The organism is Kandleria vitulina DSM 20405, from assembly GCF_000702065.1.
Taxonomy (GTDB): domain Bacteria; phylum Bacillota_I; class Bacilli_A; order Erysipelotrichales; family Coprobacillaceae; genus Kandleria; species Kandleria vitulina.
The window spans coordinates 15,071-32,487 of record NZ_JNKN01000024.1 but is presented as its reverse complement, the minus strand read 5'-3'; the positions used below and the strand labels follow the sequence as shown (position 1 = coordinate 32,487).

Genomic DNA, 17,417 nt, shown 5'->3' with positions numbered 1-17,417 from the left:
AATCTTCATAAAAAAATCTCTCCTTTCATTGAAAGAAGAGAAGTGGCATTGACTGCTATCTAAGCTAATCACTCAGTTGATTGTACAATCATAAGTGTCCTGGCTCTAAGTCCAACTTATTTGTGCTTGAAAAGATAGCGGCGACTTATAAACATTCAGGATATTCTATTTGAGCAGAATTGCCTACTCACCTTCACGTGCTCTGTAGTATACCACCTCTCTTTGATTATACTATTATATCGAGATGCACACTAGAGTTTTGGTGGATTTGAGTTTGGTTATATATTTGTGTCCGCGCAACGAAGGCGCGTGGAAATGGAGGAAAACATGAAATTTAAAGAATTGCTAAAAGAGAATCGTCCTGAAGACGTATTTATGAGAATTGGTGTCTCTCTTGCTGTTAATGCAGAAGACCAGAACCGTCAGTTAGAACAGTTCAAGAAAGCTTATAAGCGTATTTTATCAATGACAGATCAGGACTCACCTTATTTGATTTATACATTAAAAGGTACATTCTATGAAAGACCTGATGCAACAGCTATTGATAGCTTCATGTTTAAAAAAGATGATCTTAAGGATTATCAATACTACAATGAACTTGAACAGTATATGATAGAAGATCAGAAAAGAAATAAGAAAGTTGATCGTCTAGAAACGAAAGAAATCAAGCCTCTTATTGAAAAGACACCATTGCCTAAGAGTGTTGCTATTGAAGAAGCTGATTGGGCTGATGTGCTTAATGCAGAAGTCTTAGAAGATAATGTAGAAACAATTGGGACTAATGATTTTGTATGCTGTGTAGTAGATTTAATGATGAAATTTGATTCTAATGAAGAAAAGAGTCATCGTATGGTAAAGAAGAATAAGGAAGAAAACAATAATAATCCTTTAACTTTTTCTCATCGTAGACGTCTTGCTTTTGTTAGACATCTTTATGAATACAAGATTCTTCAGACTTTAAGTCATAAAGAAATTTCGGATTAAGAAAAATAAACATATAAAAGAATACCTTCGCTATAATGAAATATAGTGGAGGTATTTTATTATGACAAAAACTTTTCCAGAACATTTTTTATGGGGTGGTGCTACTGCTGCTAATCAATTTGAAGGCGGATGGAAAGAAGGAGGAAAAGGTCCTTCTGTTTCCGATGTTGCCAAGTTTACAGATCCTAAGGAGATGAAGGATCTTCTTGATGTACATGGTTTATGTGATATTACAGATGAACAGATCAAAGAAGCGCTTGAGACAAATGATGAGGTCTTTTATCCTAAAAGACACGGAATAGATTTCTATCATCACTATAAGGAAGATATCGCATTGCTTGCAGGAATGGGATTTAAGGTCTATCGTATGTCCATTGCCTGGTCACGTATTTTTCCTAAAGGTGATGAAGAAGTTCCTAATGAAGAAGGATTAGCTTTCTATGATCGTGTATTTGATGAATGCTTAAAATATAATATGCAGCCTTTAGTCACAATGTCCCATTATGAACCACCGCTATATTTAGCAACAGAATATAATGGTTGGTATAATCGTAAGACAATTGATTTCTTTGTAAGATATGTAGATGTCATTACTAAAAGATATAAAGATAAAGTAAAATATTGGCTCACATTTAATGAAATAGATTCAATAATCAGACATCCATTTATGACCGGTGGTCTTATTGAATCACGTTTTAAGAAAGAACAATTTGAAGAAGTAGAATATCAGGCTATGCATCACCAGTTTGTCGCAAGTGCTTTGGCAGTGAAGATCACACATGAAAATATACCTGATGCGAAAGTAGGATGTATGCTGACAAAATTAACATATTATCCTTATTCATGTCGACCAGAAGATGTTCTAAAAGAAAGAGAAACAATGCGTCAGATCTACTGCTATTCAGATACACAGGTCTATGGAGAATATCCACGTTATCTATTGAACATGTATAAAAACAAAGGTTTTTATATTAAGATGAGTGAAGAGGATCTTCGCATCATGAAGGATTATCCTGTAGATTTCATTTCATTCTCTTATTATTCATCAAGCTGCGTGGCAGAGAATGAAGCAGGATTAACAATGACATCTGGCAATACCCAGACAGCAATCAAGAATCCGTATATTCCATCAAGTGATTGGGGATGGCAGATTGACCCTATTGGATTAAGAATCTCCCTTATTGATTTATATGATCGCTATAGAAAACCATTGTTTATTGTAGAAAATGGATTAGGTGCAAGAGATCAGATAGAAGAAGATGGCAGCATCAATGATGACTATCGCATTGATTATCTAAAAAAACATATGATTCAGATGTATCATGCCATAAAAGATGATGGAGTAGAGCTGATGGGCTATACAACATGGGCACCAATAGATCTTGTTTCCAATTCAACAAATCAAATGAGCAAGCGTTATGGCTTCATTTATGTAGATGTAGATGACTACAATAGAGGAAGCTATAAAAGAATCAAAAAGAAATCTTATGATTGGTATAAGAAAGTCATTGAAACAAACGGAGAAAGCTTATTTGAATAAAAATAACCCCATTATAGAGGATGATCTATAATGGGGTTATTCACACTTAAAAAAATGCGATAGAGAATGCTCACAAGATAGCATTCAATAGAATAGCTGATTCCTGCTGATAAGAAACAGCCAAGAATAAAAGCGTATTGTTCATCATTGATTGCTGTAGTACCACTTAAAAGACCATAGCCATCTTTGTTTTCAATAGTAAAGATGGAATCTTCAATGTGACAAGAAGAAGGAATATTGGTTCTTTGTCTAAAGGAATGAAGATGAACATTCCAAATAAAATCTTCTTCATGATAATCATTTATATGCTGCTTCATCAAAAGAAGAAGACAAGTTGCAATTTTTTGAGGCGTTCCTTCTTCAAAAACTTCTGTTTCAATATGATCATCTTTAACAGTAAGCTGCATGAGTTTCATTATTTTTTCCATAGACATCTTCCATTAAAGCCTGAAATAAGGATTGTCTTAAAGTATTAGGCAAGACTGATAAAATAACAGCAATCATAAGGACAAAGTCACCAACGCTTAAAGAAGTTGGGGTCTCAATCTTATAACAATCACTTTGTCCCATAAGATGAATAGATATATCTTTGTAGTTATAATCAAACATCTTCAATAAAGAACAATGTGAAAAACTATGATAAGTATCATAGTAGAAAGAGAGATCAAAGGCCAAGAAGGCCATGCGTAGACGGCTGCATAATCTTGTGTCATCAAGAAGAGAAAGATCTTCTTCATTATTTAAAATAAGCAGCAGCATCTGGTAGACATAGTGGGTGATGATGGATATATTCATGGGATAATAGTGCATATGAACATTGCCATCATGTTCAATTGAAATAGATAAGTCACAGTTCATCATAAAAAAAAACCTCCTGTTTATCTATACGAAATAAACAGGAGGATTACTAAAAGTTAATGCCAAACTTCTTCAGCAATTTCTTTGACAAGAGCAAGCTTGTTCCACTGTTCTTCTTCAGTGAGCTTATTGCCAATTTCACATGAGGCAAAGCCACACTGTGGACTTAAGTATAATCTATCAAGTGGAATATACTTAGCTGCTTCATGAATTTTAGCGATGATTTCATCTTTATCTTCTAGAACAGGTGATTTTGTAGTGATAAGTCCAAGTACAACTTTCTTATCATCTGATACTTTAGCAAGTGGGGCAAAGCTACCTGATCTTTCGTCATCATATTCAAGATAAAGAGCATCAACGTTCTCTTTTGCAAAGACATAATCAGCAACGCTGTCATAAGGACCGCTATTAAAGAATGTTGAATGATAGTTACCTCTACAGATATGAGAGTTGATAACCATATCTTCTGGTTTTCCTTCTAAGGCAAGATTATTGACTTTCAATAGCGCTTTCTTGACTTCTTCTAAATCCAACCCTGTCGCTTTATAGCGTATTTTAGCTGCATCACCAACAATGGCTCCCCATGTACAGTCATCAAGCTGCAGATTGCGACATCCGGCATCGTAGAACTGCTTGATGATATCCTGGTAGGCTTTAGCGATATCCTGAATCAATTCTTCATTGTCTTTGTAAAATTTTCTAGTTGACTCATAGTTGTCAGGAACAATCATCTGCTGTAATGTCTGAGCTGGGGCAGGAATTGTATATTTAGCAACAGTCTGATCATCTTCAAACTGTTTAAGGAACTTGTAGTATTCTACAAAAGGATGAGGTTTAGCCTTGATCTTTCCTACTAGATAAGTATCATCTAATACAGCAAGTTCATCATTGAATCTTACGCCATTTCCAGTGTGTTTATGTTCAACGCCTTCAAGTCCCCACATAAAGTCCAAATGCCAGAATGTTCTTCTGAATTCTCCATCAGTGATGACATGATAGCCTAGTTCTTTTTGTTTTTTGACAACCTTTGTGATTTCTTCATTCACAATGTTGTCATATTCTTCTTGTGTTAATACTCCGTTTTGAAACTGTAGCTTAGCATCTTTTAAAGCCTGTGGTCTTAAGAAGCTTCCTACAAAATCATAACGAAAAGGTGTATGTAAATTACTCATATTGATTTCCTCCTTCATCTTGAAATAAGGATATCAATAAATATACATTTTTAAAAATATATATAATTCATTGTTATCGATAGTTTTAAACTATGGACAAATGTTCTTTTAAAGCTTCAATGTATTTATGAGCATATCTGCTTAATATCATATTTTTCTTTTTCACAATGCCAATATGCATTGTCTGATCCGCAATTAACGGTTTAGCAATAATATGAGGACCATTGAGTCGATGATCGATAATACCGCTGCTTACAGTAAACCCATTGAGACCGATAACAAGATTGAATAGGGTGGCACGATCTCTTACCTGAATGATCTTAGGAAAATCAAGGGTACTGATAAATTCTTCTGAGAAATAAAAAGAGTTGCGTGTGCCTTGTTCATAGACAAGATAAGGATATTGAGTAAGATCATCAAGCGTTATCTTATCTTTTTTAGCAAGAGGATGATGTTTATAGATGAAAATATGTGGTTTAGCAACATAAAGTTCTTCAAAGATCAGATTGTTGTTTCGGATCAATTTAGAAAGAATTTCTTCATTATGTTCAGATAAGAAAATAATACCTATTTCACTTTTCCCGTTAGCCACATCATCAATGATTTCTCCAGTCTGTGTTTCTCGCATAATAAAGTTGTAGCGATCGGCATCAAAGGTTTTGATTACATCTACGAAGGCATTGACCGCAAAGGAGTAATGCTGGCAGGAGACGGAAAACTTAGGGATCTGATGCTTGCTGTTGCAGAAGTGGTCTTTCATGTTCTCTGATTGTTCCAGCAGCATGCGCGCATAGGAAAGTAGTTCTTCTCCTTCTCTTGTGACAGTGATGCCTTTGTTTGTTCTTGAAAAAGCAGTCACACCCATTTCTTCTTCAAGATTACGAATAGCAGCACTTAGTGATGGCTGTGAGATATAGAGTTTAGCAGCAGCTTCCGTCATATTGCCGCATTCAGCTGCTGTAACAAGGTAGATAAGCTGTTGTAGTGTCATTTTGTTTCCCCCTTTTGATATTGATTTTAACATAAATTCAAGAGAGAAAATGATGATACAATGAGAAGAATAAATTTATTTATAAATTCAAAATTATTTTTATAGATTTTAGTAAAAACTATGTTATACTAATTTTTTGGAGGATGAATAAAATGGAAAAAAACTATGATGTTATTGTGGTTGGAGCAGGTCCTGCAGGTATTATGACATGCTACGAACTCTATCTTAAGAATCCAAATTTGAGTGTATTGCTTGTAGATAAGGGACATAATGTAATGTCTAGACATTGTCCAATTAAAGATAAGAAAATCAAGCGATGCCCAGAAATTAAGGATAAGGAACCAGGATGCCGTCCTGCATGTTCTATTACATGCGGTTTTGGTGGTGCTGGCGCATATTCTGATGGTAAATTTAATATTACAAGTGAATTCGGTGGATGGCTAACTGATTATCTTTCACCTGATGAAGTTGTTGATGTTATTCATTATGTAGATGATCTTTATCTTAAGCATGGAGCTACACATGACATTACAGATCCTACAACTGAAAAAATCAAGGAAATTGAACAGCGTGGCTATGCTGTTGGTCTTAAGCTATTACGTGCTAAGGTACGTCACTTAGGAACAGAAGAAAATCTTCGTATTATGACAGAAATGTCCAATGAACTTGCTGAACATATCGATATGGCATTCAAGACAGCGGTTAAGGATATTATCGTTGAAGATAAGAAAGTAAAAGGAATTGTATTAGAAAAAGGTGATGAAATCTATGCTAAAAAGATTGTATTAGCTCCAGGTAGAGATGGTGCTACATGGCTTGCTTCAATTTTAGATCACCATGGTCTTAAGCTTTATAACAACCAGGTTGATATTGGTGTAAGAGTAGAGGCAAGCAATATTGTCATGAGAGAAATCAATGAAAATCTTTATGAAGGAAAGTTTGTCTACAATACATCAGTAGGAACAAAGGTAAGAACATTCTGTTCTAATCCAAGTGGACATGTGGTTGTAGAGAATCATGAAGGAACAATGATGGCCAATGGTCATGCTTATCATGATCCAAAACTTGGATCTGATAATACAAACTTTGCTTTACTTGTATCACATCAGTTTAGTGAACCATTTAATCAGCCAAATGAATTTGCGCATGCGATTGCACGATTGGCTAATAGACTTTCTAATGGTTCTATCATTGTACAGAAGTACGGTGATATCAAGAAGGGAAGACGTTCTACCGCAAAGCGTATTAAAGAAGGATATACTGTACCAACGTTGCCAGAAGCTGTACCAGGTGATTTAGGACTAGTTCTTCCTTACAATACAATGAAATCAATCATTGAAATGATTGAAGCATTAGATCATGTTACCCCAGGTATCGCTAATGAACATACTCTTCTTTATGGTGTAGAAGCTAAATTCTATAGTGCCCGTGTTAAGGTACATGAAGGATTTGAAACGGATATTGATTCTCTTTATGTAGCTGGTGATGGAGCTGGATTAACTAGAGGATTATCGCAAGCAGGAGCTAATGGTATTCTTGTAGCAAGAGATATTGTTAAAAAGCTTTCATAAGACTGAGCGATCAGTCTTTTTTAAATAATTAAAAAAAATAATAAATTTAAGTAACCTTATGGTAATATAAAAGTAACAAGGAGGTAGATAAATTATGTATGAGTTTTATTCCATTATATTACTAATGACAATATTAAACCTTTTTATCTTAAGCCTTCTCGTACATGAAAATGGAAGATTAGCTCCTCAACATAAGAGATCTATTTATAAAACATATATCATTATAATTCTAGCTGCCATCATGGAATGGATTGGAATTATCATGAATGGAGCACCGGCTTGGACAAGATATATTCATTCTCTTGTAAAAGTATTGGATTACACATTATCACCAGCTATCGCGTATTTCTTTATCGTATCCGTAGATCAAGATGTTATTGTAAAAAAATATATGGGAATATTGGAGATAATTGATATCTTCTTCATAATCGTCTCCTTACCATTTGGATGGGTATTCTACATTGATCAAGGTAATGTTTACCATCATGGACCATATTACGTTATCTATTCTGTGATATACGTATTAATGATGACGATGTTAATTATCGGATTTCTACATTATGGACGTAAATTCGCCAATAGTAATAAGAAATCATTATTTGCGATCACTTTATTCGCATTAGCAGGTATCATATTCCAAGAAACATTTGGGGATTTCATGCGTACTGGATATTTAGGACTGGCAATGGCTTCTTCTTTGTTATTTATTCATTATGAAGAATTCTGTCAACAAGAGATGGATGAAGCAGGTAAAGAAAAAAGCATTCTTCTAGAAAAAGATGCATTAACTGGACTTTATAGTCGTTATGCATATAATGAACAATTAAAAAAGCATAGAGAACCACCTCTATCTAAAACATTATGTGCATTACTAATTGATATAAACGGATTAAAAAAGGTAAACGATACCTTGGGACATGAAAAAGGTGATGAACTAATAAAAGAAACAGCTAATGCGATTAAGATAGCTGCTTCAATTCATGGTAAAGTCTATCGCACAGGCGGTGATGAATTTGTCGTAATACTAGATCTTACTTCATATACAATCAAAGAGTTTATCAAAGTAATGAAAAAAGAATTCTCTGTTTATAGACAAAATACAGATGATGCCTTAGATATCCATGTAGCGGTTGGATATGCTAAAGCGGTAGAATATTCTAATTTCACTTTAGAACAGCTTATTGAAGTAGCAGATAGAGAGATGTATAAGGATAAAGCGAGATTCTATAGGGATTATCATATTGATAGAAGACACAATTAGGAAGCGTACGCTTCCTTTTTTAGTCTTGAATAAAAAATGCACGATTAGTGAATCGTGCAATTGTGTCTATAATAGTTTTTGAGCAATGTGCTGACCAGCAATAGCGCCGTCATTAGCAGCTGTAACGACCTGACGCAAATCTTTGGCGATTACATCGCCGATTGCATAAATGCCTTCTTTGCTTGTCTCCATATTCTCGTTTACGAGAATATATCCTTTTTCATCAGTAATACCAAGATCTTTTACAAAGTGAGTGACAGGGTCATTACCAACGAATGGGAAGATACCTGATACTTCAATCTGTGATAATTCACCAGTATCGCTATCTTCAATTTCTAATCCAGTGACATGAGTATCATCTGATAATACAGCATGTGGTTTTTTCTTGAAATGGAATTCAATATTTTCAGTAGCTAAAGCTTTTTCAGAAATAATCTTATCTGCTCTAAAGACATCTCTTCTCATGATGACATGTACCTTAGATGCAATGGTAGAAAGATAGATTGCTTCTTCAATCGCGGAGTTGCCCCCGCCAACGACTGCGACTTCTTTTCCTCTAAAGAATGGACCATCACATACCGCACAGTAAGACACACCCTTACCAGCGTTTTCTTCTTCACCTGGGACATTCATTTTTCTTTCTTTAGTACCTGTCGCAATGATGACATAACGTGCCTGATGTTCACCGCTGGTAGTGACAACAGTCTTCACATCACCATCATCTCTGATTTCCTTGACTTCACTCATATCCAATGTAGCACCAAAGCTTAAGGCATGTTCATACATTTCATATGCCAACATTGGCCCTTTCATTGTCTTGATACCAGGATAGTTTTCAATATCAGCAGTAAGATTCAATTTACCGCCTGGGGCACCTGCTTCAATAATTTTTACACTTGCACCTGCTCTAGAAGCATATAGAGCAGCAGTAAGGCCGGCTGGACCTCCACCAATAATAATTACATCAGTCATAATTAGACCTCCTATTTAATAGCGTTTAAACACTTGTATAACAAAGTATAGAGCTGAGAAGCATCTTCTTCTGATAAAGGAAGACAAGATCCAATCTTAGAAGGAATATCTTTTGCTTTTTCCTGTAAAGCTTCTCCTTCCTTTGTTAATGTGACATTAAGTGATCGTTCATCATCTTTAGAACGTTCTCTTGTAATAAGACCTTTCTTTTCCAATCTCTTTAATAGAGGCGTCAATGTCCCTGAATCAAGGTAAAGAACACTGCCAATTTCTTTTACAGTGACTTGTTTTCTTTCCCACATGACCATCATGGTAATGTATTGCGTATATGTTAAATCAATTTCATCGAGAATAGGCTTATACTTTTTTGTGATCTGATGGGATAAAGCATACAAAGGAAAACATAATTGATTATCTATATTGAGACATTCATATTTCATAATAAACACTCCCTAATTAATTTTGCAAAATTATATTAACATTGATTATTTAGAAGTGTCAATTCTTTTGCACTTATATTGAAAGAGGATAAATTATCCGTTATAATAACGCAAAAGGTGATAGAATATGTTGATAAATGGTAAAGAAATTTCAAAGCAGATTAAAGAAGATATTAAAAAAGAAGTTGAACTTCTAAAAGAAGAAGGGAAACGTATCCCATGCCTTGCGGTGATCTTGATTGGGGAGGATCCTGCATCTCAGGTTTATGTAAGAAACAAGATTAGAGCCTGTGAATTTGTAGGAATGAAATCAATGACAATTAGCAAGGATGCCTCTTTTACTCAGGAAGAACTATTAGCTTTAATTGATTCATTAAATAAGAATGAAGAAGTTGATGGTATTCTTGTACAGCTTCCAGTACCTGATCATATTGATGAACAGGCCATTATTGAAGCAATTGACCCAATCAAAGATGTTGATGGGTTCCACCCAAGCAATGTTGCTAAACTTGTCCTTAATGAAGATGGACTTGTTCCATGTACACCTCAGGGAATGATGTGTATGCTTGATGCTATCAATTATGATCTAGATGGAAAAGAAGTTGTCGTTGTAGGAAGAAGCAATATTGTCGGAAAGCCGGTTTCATTGTTATGCTTACATCGTAATGCGACAGTGACAATTGCTCATTCTCATACAGGGAATTTAAGAGATGTAACAAAAAGAGCAGATGTTCTTATTGCCGCAATCGGTAAGCCTAAATTCTTTGATTCATCGTATGTTAAAGAAGGGGCTGTCGTATTGGATGTCGGTATGAACAGAGATGAAAACAACAAACTATGCGGTGATGTGGATTTTGATGATGTTGTAGATAAAGTTCAGGCCATTACCCCAGTACCTGGTGGTGTTGGTCCAATGACAATAGCATTATTAATGAGCAACACCCTTAAATCATATAAAGCGAGGTAACTTCTATGGAATATGGTTTACATGATATAATTGAAATGAAGAAGGCCCATCCTTGCAAGAAATCTACACAGTGGGAAATTATCCGTATGGGTGCAGATATCAAGGTGAAATGTCTTGGCTGTGGTGCCATCGTCATGTTTTCTCGTAGAGATTTCGAGAAGCGTCTTAAGAAAGTCATTGAACATAACATCAGCGAAAGCTGATGTTTTTTTCTTCTATGTGTTTCATTTCTTGATGTAAAAAACACATTATTTTAAAATAATGTATATGAGGAGATGATGAAAATGGAAATCGCAGAAACATTTAAACGCTACGGTTTTGAAAAAGTATTAGATCTTGCTTATCAGGATCCAGAAAAATATTTGCCATATATTATGCATTTTGTGGATTCAATAAGTGAAGATCGGTTCTCTTCACAAAGGGCATTAGTGCGTAAAGCTATTGAAGAGAAAGATCACCCGTACCATATCTATGTTCGTCATCTGTTTCATGATCTAGATCCAGAAATCGCTAAGAAATTGGTCACAAATATTATGATATATGCAGGAATTTTTGGTAGTAAGACACGTAATGAGATGAAAGAGATCTATGGAAGAAAAAGATGGCCATGGGTCATTGGGATGAGTGAAGATTATGATCTAGAAGAAATGGATGATATGATCACTCAAGGAGAAGAAGTAGGTATCTTTATTTATCTTATTGAAGAGCCGCTTACTGAAGAAGTTCTAGATATGTTAAAAGAACATACACACAGTACATTTGTGTTCTTCACTGATGGAGATCATCTTGATAGTAATCGCATGTCAAAAATCATGAAACTGCGTAATATCATGATTACACTGACAAAAGAAAAAGAAGAGACAATGGCTCTTCTTAAAAAGAAATGTGTTTATTTTGGATTATCTTCAAAGACAATTGATGAAGACTGGTTTGAAGATAAGATGAACGAAGGCTACTATTATCTTTGGTATAAGACAAAAAGCCCAGATGAATTTGCTTTATTAAAGACATATCGTCAAAAAAGACCACTGCTTATGGTAGATGAATCAAAAGATATGTATATTCTAGAAAATCCTCATGGCAGTGTATTAGAAAATATAAAGAATGATCGAAAATAAAAATCCAGCTGCAACATCGCTGATATAATGCAGTCCACCGAGAATACGGCTAAGTCCTACTATGAGGGCACAAATGATAAGAATGTGTCCTAGGGTTGCATTGATATCTAGCATAATAAGGGCAATAATCAATGCGGAAGCACTATGTCGAGAAGGGAATGACTTTCCCTTCTTGTGTTTTTTTACCGGTCTGATCTTATATCGTTCATAAGGTCTTTCTCTATTAATAAGATAACGAGAAATCGTAATCGCTAGAAAAAGAAATGCTGGTTTAAAGAATGTATCAAATAACAATGGACTATGAGTAAGAAACAGATAGAGCAATGTTATTGGATAGATAATAATAAAAGGTAATATGCTATAAGTTATGAGAAAATTTACAATCTTTCTACATTTTGTAGAGATAATAAATTTATTAAGTTTAATATAGAATGTTTTCATGCCCTAAGTATAGCACAACTCTATTATTTGTACATGTCTTTGTTCATTGCAATTTGAAACAAACTATAATAAAATAAAGGGCGAAAAAAAGGAGTGAATCACAATGGCTTTAACAGCAGGAATCGTTGGTTTACCTAATGTCGGGAAATCAACTTTATTTAACGCAATTACAAACGCACAGGTTGAAGCAGCCAATTATCCATTTGCGACAATTGATCCAAATGTTGGGGTTGTAGAAGTACCTGATCATAGATTGAACGACTTGGTAGAAATCTTTAAACCAAAGAAAACTGTTCCAACTACATTTGAATTTACAGATATCGCAGGTCTTGTCAAAGGTGCGTCTAAAGGTGAAGGACTTGGTAATAAGTTCCTTGCAAACATCAGAGAAACTGATGCGATCGTAGAAGTAGTAAGATGTTTTAGAGATAAGGACATTACTCACGTAGATGGTAGTGTAGATCCAGTAAGAGATGTAGAAACAATCAACTTAGAATTAATTTTTGCTGATCTAGATACAGTAGAAAAACGTATTGGCAAGATTGAAAAGAAAGCCCAGACTGGAGATGGGGATGCTAAGGAAGAATTAGATGTTCTATTAAAATTAAAGGAAACATTAGAAGCATCTAAACCAGCACGTTCTTTAGAATTCTCTAAAGAAGAAAAAGTATGGCTAAAGAATTATAACTTATTAACTATTAAGCCAATTATCTATGTCGCAAACATGGGGGAAGAAGATATTGAAAATCCACAGGATAACCCATTCTTTAATACTCTTGTAGAATATGCTAAAAATGAAGGAGCAGATGTCGTACCAATCTGCGCTAAGATTGAAGAAGAATTAGCTGCTCTTGAAGATGAAGATAAAGCTATCTTCATGGAAGACTTAGGCATTGAAGAAAGTGGTCTTGATAAATTAATCAGAGAAACATACGCTTTATTAAACTTAAAGACATTCTTCACAGTAGGTGTAGATGAATGTCGTGCATGGACATTTACAGATGGTATGACAGCCCCTGAAATGGCTGGAATCATCCATACAGATTTCCAGAGAGGATTTATCAGAGCTGAAACTTACAGCTATGATGATTTAATGGTTCATAAGAGCGAAGCAGCTCTAAGAGAAGCTGGAAAAATCAGACAGGAAGGAAAGACTTATAAGGGAGCAGATGGCGACATCATGTTCTTCAAGTTTAATGTCTAATGAAAAATATCGTACTGAAAATTGTTTTTCTGATTGCTTTATGTGTCTTTCTATATAGTGGATTCAACCTTGGATATACCTACTATAAATACTGGAAAGTAGATCATGATAATGATGTCCTTGTAAAAGAAGTTGTAAAAACAGAAAAGAAGCATAAAGCTTCAAATGTTCGTACAATTGATTTTAATTATTTAAGACGACTTAATAAAGATATTGTAGGATGGCTCTATATCAAAGATGTAGCTGATTATCCAATATTAAAAGGTCAGTCAAATGATACTTACTTACATCATAACTATAAGAAAGCTTATTCTTTCGCTGGTTCTATTTTCTTAGATGAAATATCCAATAAGAACTTCCAGGATGGAAATACAATCATCTATGGTCACAATATGAACAACGGATCCATGTTTGGTCAATTAAAGAAATTTAGTGAACAGTCTTTTATGAATAATCATCCGATTGCTTATATCTATCTTCCTGATGGAAGTGTCAATGTTTATGATATCTTCTCATTCAATAGATTAGATGCAACTGATACCAATTATTATCGCAATAATATTGAATATGGATCATTCATAAAAAAACTTGTAAGCGCGTCTTTAGCTAACAGACAAGTCAGTACGAAGAAAGCACCATTGATTATGCTTTCTACTTGTGCAACGCATGATACCAACTGGCGAAGCGTTGTATTTGCTCGATTATCAAAGACTATCCATAAAGGATAGTCTTTTTTCAATGAGTCAATAAAAACTATTTATAGAAAATAATGGTGTTATAATATAAGTAGTAAAGAGAAAGGCTATTTTTCTTTATCTGAATCCTGTTTTGAATCATTCACATGCCTTTCTCTTTTATAATACAAACAAGGATGCGCAAGCATCCTTTTAAATTTCTTATCAAACCTATTGACATACTGGGTTAATAGGTATATTGTGTTGCTAAGGAGGAAGAGGTATGAGAGTTGATGTTATTCTAGAGTATCTGCCACTTTATCTAAAGGCAGCATTGCTGAGTGCGGGAATTGGATTATCATCCATTGTTCTTGCAATACTTATTGGCATGATTGCTTCTATGATTTTGTATTATAGAATACCATTCTTAAAACGCATTATTTCCTTCTACGTAGAAGTAAGTCGTAATACACCATTAATGATACAGTTATTCTTTATCTATTATGGATTGCCTAAGATTGGCATTGCAACAAGCCCACTGGTCTGTGGCATAGTTGGATTAAGCTTCTTAGGTGGAGGATATATGTGTGAGTCAATTAGGGGAGGACTTGAATCAATTTCAGAGAGTCAGGTAGAGAGTGCCATGGCACTAGGAATGAATAAAAAGCAGACAATGCGTTATGTGATTTTACCTCAGGCGCTCAGAGCTTCTTTATCAGGATTGGTTGCCAATATGATCTTTATGTTAAAAGAGACAAGTGTATTAAGTGCTGTTAGTCTCATGGACCTTATGTTTACAGCGAAGGATCTGATTGGACTCTACTATAAAACGACAGAAGCACTCTTTCTTCTGGTCGTGTTCTACTTATTGATATTGACGCCAGTCATACTACTTGGACACTTGGCAGAAAGGAGGCTGACATATGGCAAAATGGGGGTTTGATCTATTATTTCAAGGACAAAATCTTTCACGATTGTTAGAAGGTCTTACGCTTGCCTTGTATATTAGTGCCATCGCAGTCGTTCTTTCATTAGTGTTAGGGATTATTTTAGGTATCGCTCAAGTAAAAGGACATCCGCTTATTAGAACAATAATGAGAGGCTATGTTCATTTTATTCAGATTATGCCCCAGCTAGTCCTTTTGTTTATCGCGTACTTTGGATTAAGAGCATTTGCGATTAATCTATCTCCTGAGATGGCTTCTATCATTGTCTTTACAATGTGGGGAACAGGTGAAATGAGTGATTTAGTAAGAGGCGCTATTGTTTCAATGGATCATCATCAATATGAAAGTGGTCTGGCATTAGGAATGTCATCTAGACAAGTCTATATTCACGTTGTGATTCCACAGATTGCCAAACGATTGATTCCATTATCGATGAATCTGATTACCAGAATGATCAAGACGACAAGTCTATTATTAATGATCGGGGTAGTAGATATTATCAAAGTATCCCAGCAGATCATTGAAACAAATCGACTTGCCAGTCCTAATGGTGCCTTTGGCATCTATCTTGTAGTCTTTATGCTTTATTTTATTTCATGTTATCCAATAAGCATATTGGCACGTTATCTAGAAAAGAAATGGAGGATTTAATATGACCATCTTATCACTTGAACATGTCACAAAGAAATATGGTGATTTTACAGTCTTCAATGATCTTGATCTTAAGATCAATGAAGGAGAAGTGACATTGATTATTGGACCATCAGGTAGTGGGAAAAGTACATTGCTAAGATGTTTAAATCGTCTTGAAGATATCGATGAAGGAGAAATTACCTTCCATGATGCCCCTATCAAGAGTGAAACACATTTAAGAGAAAATGTTGGTATGGTCTTTCAGAGCTATGAGCTCTTTCCACATCTCAATGTGTTAGACAATATGACATTATCACCACGTATTGTACAAAAGAGATCAAGAAAAGAAGCTGAACAGGAAGCTTTGTCCTTGCTTGAACGTGTAGGATTAAAAGATAAGGCCAAAAGCTTTCCACATGAATTATCTGGAGGACAAAGACAGCGTGTCGCTATTGTGAGAAGCTTGTGTATGCATCCGGAAGTGCTTCTATTCGATGAAGTTACTGCCTCATTAGATCCAGAAATGGTCAAGGAGGTATTAGATGTAATCTTAGATCTTGCGGATGAAGGAAAGACAATGGTCATTGTCACACATGAAATGGCGTTCGCAAGAGCCGTAGCTGATCGTATTATTTTCATTGATGGAGGAAGAGTTGTTGAAGAAGGACATCCAGAAGACTTCTTTACTCATCCTAAAACAGAAAGAGCACAACAGTTTTTACAGAATTTAACATATAAAAGGAGGAAGAGATTATGAAAAAGATTTTAGGAACATTATTTGCGCTATTATTAACGGTAGGTCTTGTAGGATGTGCAAAACAGGGCTATCGCTCAGTAGATGATATTAAGAAAGACGGTACAATCAAGATTGGTGTATTCTCCGATAAACATCCATTTGGATATGTAGACAAGAATGGAAAATATCAGGGATATGATATCGAACTTGCTAATAGAATAGGTAAAGATTTAGGTGTAAAAGTAAAACTTGTATCCACTGAAGCAGCCAATCGTATTGAATATTTAAAGACAAATAAAGTAGATATCATTCTTGCAAACTTCACAGTTACTGATGAAAGAAAAGAAGAAGTAGATTTCGCTTTACCTTACATGAACGTATCACTTGGTGTTGTTTCACCAACAAAAAAAGTTATCACTTCATTAGATAATTGGAACAAGAACGATAAATTAATCGTTATCTCAGGTACAACTGCTGAAACATATGTTACAAAGAATTATCCAAATATTCCTTTACAGAAATATGATACATATGCTAATGCTAAAAACGCATTAGAAAATGGTAATGGTGCTGCATGGCTTAATGACAATACTGAAGTATTATCATTCGCTAAGAGCACAAAAGGATTCACTGTAGGTATTCCAACACTTGGTTCACAGGATAAGATTGCACCAGCTGTTACAAAGGGAAATAGTGATCTTAAGAAATGGATTGATAATGAAATCAAATCATTAAATAAAGAAGACTTCTTCTCAAAAGATTATGATAAGACATTAGCATCTGTATACGGTAAAGAATACAAGAGCACAATTGTTATTAAATAGACAGGGACAAAGAACCCTGTCTTTTTTTTATCACTTTACTTGAATATAAAATATATATCAGTAGAATTAGTTTAGACTAACTTT

Annotated in this window: 20 protein-coding genes; 13 read left to right on the top strand and 7 right to left on the bottom strand. The window is 34.8% G+C overall.

Features of this window, described 5'->3' with window-relative positions; translation table 11 throughout:
• Positions 1 to 327 precede the first annotated feature (327 nt).
• A complete protein-coding gene (locus tag T513_RS0106830; RefSeq protein WP_029071365.1) occupies positions 328 to 984 on the top strand; it encodes a hypothetical protein in 657 nt (218 codons plus the stop codon).
• Positions 985 to 1,045: 61 nt separating this feature from the next.
• Positions 1,046 to 2,524: a glycoside hydrolase family 1 protein gene (locus T513_RS0106825; protein WP_031589513.1), complete on the top strand. Its 1,479-nt coding sequence runs from the start codon at positions 1,046 to 1,048 to the stop codon at positions 2,522 to 2,524.
• Between the two features lie 11 nt (positions 2,525 to 2,535).
• Here the strand turns inward: T513_RS0106825 and T513_RS0106820 are convergent, their stop codons facing one another.
• The 4 genes from T513_RS0106820 to T513_RS0106805 all read right to left on the bottom strand — a co-directional run bounded on the left by T513_RS0106820 (position 2,536) and on the right by T513_RS0106805 (position 5,545).
• Positions 2,536 to 2,952 (bottom strand): hypothetical protein, encoded by a 417-nt coding sequence (locus tag T513_RS0106820; RefSeq protein WP_031589511.1) that lies wholly within the window; start codon positions 2,950 to 2,952, stop codon positions 2,536 to 2,538.
• Positions 2,915 to 3,385 (bottom strand): hypothetical protein, encoded by a 471-nt coding sequence (locus T513_RS0106815; protein WP_029071368.1) that lies wholly within the window; start codon positions 3,383 to 3,385, stop codon positions 2,915 to 2,917. The genes T513_RS0106820 and T513_RS0106815 overlap by 38 nt, the downstream gene beginning before the upstream one ends.
• A 53-nt stretch (positions 3,386 to 3,438) precedes the next feature.
• Complete coding sequence (locus T513_RS0106810) at positions 3,439 to 4,554, bottom strand: 5-methyltetrahydropteroyltriglutamate--homocysteine S-methyltransferase (protein WP_031589509.1); 1,116 nt, start codon at positions 4,552 to 4,554, stop codon at positions 3,439 to 3,441.
• An 85-nt stretch (positions 4,555 to 4,639) separates the two neighbouring features.
• Complete coding sequence (locus T513_RS0106805; protein ID WP_029071370.1) at positions 4,640 to 5,545, bottom strand: LysR family transcriptional regulator; 906 nt, start codon at positions 5,543 to 5,545, stop codon at positions 4,640 to 4,642.
• 152 nt (positions 5,546 to 5,697) lie between these two features.
• Between T513_RS0106805 and T513_RS0106800 the strand changes: the two genes are divergently transcribed.
• Complete coding sequence (locus T513_RS0106800) at positions 5,698 to 7,116, top strand: NAD(P)/FAD-dependent oxidoreductase (protein WP_031589507.1); 1,419 nt, start codon at positions 5,698 to 5,700, stop codon at positions 7,114 to 7,116.
• 94 nt (positions 7,117 to 7,210) lie between these two features.
• Positions 7,211 to 8,377, top strand: coding sequence for a GGDEF domain-containing protein (locus T513_RS0106795; RefSeq protein ID WP_031589506.1), 1,167 nt, complete (start codon positions 7,211 to 7,213; stop codon positions 8,375 to 8,377).
• A gap of 66 nt (positions 8,378 to 8,443) precedes the next feature.
• On the opposite strand, the gene trxB is transcribed toward T513_RS0106795, so the two are convergent.
• Both trxB and T513_RS0106785 read right to left on the bottom strand, forming a co-directional pair.
• The gene (gene trxB, locus T513_RS0106790; protein WP_031589505.1) at positions 8,444 to 9,349 is read right to left on the bottom strand and encodes a thioredoxin-disulfide reductase; all 906 of its coding nucleotides are present in this window, start codon (positions 9,347 to 9,349) and stop codon (positions 8,444 to 8,446) included.
• Positions 9,350 to 9,360: 11 nt separating this feature from the next.
• Positions 9,361 to 9,789, bottom strand: coding sequence for a MarR family winged helix-turn-helix transcriptional regulator (locus T513_RS0106785; RefSeq protein ID WP_029071374.1), 429 nt, complete (start codon positions 9,787 to 9,789; stop codon positions 9,361 to 9,363).
• 127 nt (positions 9,790 to 9,916) lie between these two features.
• Here T513_RS0106785 and folD point away from each other — a divergent pair, with 127 nt between their 5' ends.
• The 3 genes from folD to T513_RS0106770 all read left to right on the top strand — a co-directional run bounded on the left by folD (position 9,917) and on the right by T513_RS0106770 (position 11,874).
• Positions 9,917 to 10,756 carry a bifunctional methylenetetrahydrofolate dehydrogenase/methenyltetrahydrofolate cyclohydrolase FolD gene (folD, locus tag T513_RS0106780; protein WP_031589504.1) on the top strand — a complete coding sequence of 280 codons (840 nt, stop codon included), beginning with the start codon at positions 9,917 to 9,919 and terminating at the stop codon, positions 10,754 to 10,756.
• A 5-nt stretch (positions 10,757 to 10,761) separates the two neighbouring features.
• Entirely contained in the window at positions 10,762 to 10,959 is a 198-nt protein-coding gene (locus T513_RS0106775) for a DUF951 domain-containing protein (protein ID WP_029071376.1), read from the top strand.
• An 81-nt stretch (positions 10,960 to 11,040) separates the two neighbouring features.
• Positions 11,041 to 11,874, top strand: a complete 834-nt coding sequence (locus tag T513_RS0106770) for a hypothetical protein (protein ID WP_031589502.1) — start codon at positions 11,041 to 11,043, stop codon at positions 11,872 to 11,874.
• Here the strand turns inward: T513_RS0106770 and T513_RS0106765 are convergent.
• A complete protein-coding gene (locus T513_RS0106765; RefSeq protein ID WP_031589501.1) occupies positions 11,845 to 12,315 on the bottom strand; it encodes a phosphatase PAP2 family protein in 471 nt (156 codons plus the stop codon). The genes T513_RS0106770 and T513_RS0106765 overlap by 30 nt on opposite strands.
• 103 nt (positions 12,316 to 12,418) lie before the next feature.
• Here T513_RS0106765 and ychF point away from each other — a divergent pair, with 103 nt between their 5' ends.
• The 6 genes from ychF (at position 12,419) to T513_RS0106735 (ending at position 17,333) form a co-directional block, all read left to right on the top strand.
• The gene (gene ychF, locus T513_RS0106760; RefSeq protein ID WP_029071379.1) at positions 12,419 to 13,519 is read left to right on the top strand and encodes a redox-regulated ATPase YchF; all 1,101 of its coding nucleotides are present in this window, start codon (positions 12,419 to 12,421) and stop codon (positions 13,517 to 13,519) included.
• Positions 13,519 to 14,247 (top strand): class B sortase, encoded by a 729-nt coding sequence (gene srtB, locus T513_RS0106755; RefSeq protein WP_031589498.1) that lies wholly within the window; start codon positions 13,519 to 13,521, stop codon positions 14,245 to 14,247. Before ychF ends, srtB begins: the two co-directional genes overlap by 1 nt.
• 229 nt (positions 14,248 to 14,476) lie before the next feature.
• Positions 14,477 to 15,136: an amino acid ABC transporter permease gene (locus T513_RS0106750; protein ID WP_031589497.1), complete on the top strand. Its 660-nt coding sequence runs from the start codon at positions 14,477 to 14,479 to the stop codon at positions 15,134 to 15,136.
• A complete protein-coding gene (locus T513_RS0106745) occupies positions 15,117 to 15,791 on the top strand; it encodes an amino acid ABC transporter permease (protein WP_031589496.1) in 675 nt (224 codons plus the stop codon). Before T513_RS0106750 ends, T513_RS0106745 begins: the two co-directional genes overlap by 20 nt.
• A 1-nt stretch (position 15,792) precedes the next feature.
• A complete protein-coding gene (locus T513_RS0106740) occupies positions 15,793 to 16,530 on the top strand; it encodes an amino acid ABC transporter ATP-binding protein (protein ID WP_031589495.1) in 738 nt (245 codons plus the stop codon).
• Positions 16,527 to 17,333: a transporter substrate-binding domain-containing protein gene (locus T513_RS0106735; RefSeq protein ID WP_029073041.1), complete on the top strand. Its 807-nt coding sequence runs from the start codon at positions 16,527 to 16,529 to the stop codon at positions 17,331 to 17,333. Before T513_RS0106740 ends, T513_RS0106735 begins: the two co-directional genes overlap by 4 nt.
• Positions 17,334 to 17,417 lie beyond the last annotated feature (84 nt).

What these genes read in the sequence shown, in the direction of transcription:
- T513_RS0106750 (WP_031589497.1), top strand. Translation starts at nt 14,477, where the DNA reads ATGAGAGTTGATGTTATTCTAGAGTATCTGCCACTTTATCTAAAGGCA.
- T513_RS0106765 (WP_031589501.1), bottom strand. Translation starts at nt 12,315, where the DNA reads ATGAAAACATTCTATATTAAACTTAATAAATTTATTATCTCTACAAAA.
- T513_RS0106800 (WP_031589507.1), top strand. Translation starts at nt 5,698, where the DNA reads ATGGAAAAAAACTATGATGTTATTGTGGTTGGAGCAGGTCCTGCAGGT.
- ychF (WP_029071379.1), top strand. Translation starts at nt 12,419, where the DNA reads ATGGCTTTAACAGCAGGAATCGTTGGTTTACCTAATGTCGGGAAATCA.
- T513_RS0106795 (WP_031589506.1), top strand. Translation starts at nt 7,211, where the DNA reads ATGTATGAGTTTTATTCCATTATATTACTAATGACAATATTAAACCTT.
- T513_RS0106745 (WP_031589496.1), top strand. Translation starts at nt 15,117, where the DNA reads ATGGCAAAATGGGGGTTTGATCTATTATTTCAAGGACAAAATCTTTCA.
- T513_RS0106770 (WP_031589502.1), top strand. Translation starts at nt 11,041, where the DNA reads ATGGAAATCGCAGAAACATTTAAACGCTACGGTTTTGAAAAAGTATTA.
- T513_RS0106820 (WP_031589511.1), bottom strand. Translation starts at nt 2,952, where the DNA reads ATGGAAAAAATAATGAAACTCATGCAGCTTACTGTTAAAGATGATCAT.
- T513_RS0106830 (WP_029071365.1), top strand. Translation starts at nt 328, where the DNA reads ATGAAATTTAAAGAATTGCTAAAAGAGAATCGTCCTGAAGACGTATTT.
- T513_RS0106740 (WP_031589495.1), top strand. Translation starts at nt 15,793, where the DNA reads ATGACCATCTTATCACTTGAACATGTCACAAAGAAATATGGTGATTTT.
- folD (WP_031589504.1), top strand. Translation starts at nt 9,917, where the DNA reads ATGTTGATAAATGGTAAAGAAATTTCAAAGCAGATTAAAGAAGATATT.
- T513_RS0106785 (WP_029071374.1), bottom strand. Translation starts at nt 9,789, where the DNA reads ATGAAATATGAATGTCTCAATATAGATAATCAATTATGTTTTCCTTTG.
- T513_RS0106825 (WP_031589513.1), top strand. Translation starts at nt 1,046, where the DNA reads ATGACAAAAACTTTTCCAGAACATTTTTTATGGGGTGGTGCTACTGCT.
- srtB (WP_031589498.1), top strand. Translation starts at nt 13,519, where the DNA reads ATGAAAAATATCGTACTGAAAATTGTTTTTCTGATTGCTTTATGTGTC.
- T513_RS0106805 (WP_029071370.1), bottom strand. Translation starts at nt 5,545, where the DNA reads ATGACACTACAACAGCTTATCTACCTTGTTACAGCAGCTGAATGCGGC.
- T513_RS0106775 (WP_029071376.1), top strand. Translation starts at nt 10,762, where the DNA reads ATGGAATATGGTTTACATGATATAATTGAAATGAAGAAGGCCCATCCT.
- T513_RS0106735 (WP_029073041.1), top strand. Translation starts at nt 16,527, where the DNA reads ATGAAAAAGATTTTAGGAACATTATTTGCGCTATTATTAACGGTAGGT.
- trxB (WP_031589505.1), bottom strand. Translation starts at nt 9,349, where the DNA reads ATGACTGATGTAATTATTATTGGTGGAGGTCCAGCCGGCCTTACTGCT.
- T513_RS0106810 (WP_031589509.1), bottom strand. Translation starts at nt 4,554, where the DNA reads ATGAGTAATTTACATACACCTTTTCGTTATGATTTTGTAGGAAGCTTC.
- T513_RS0106815 (WP_029071368.1), bottom strand. Translation starts at nt 3,385, where the DNA reads ATGATGAACTGTGACTTATCTATTTCAATTGAACATGATGGCAATGTT.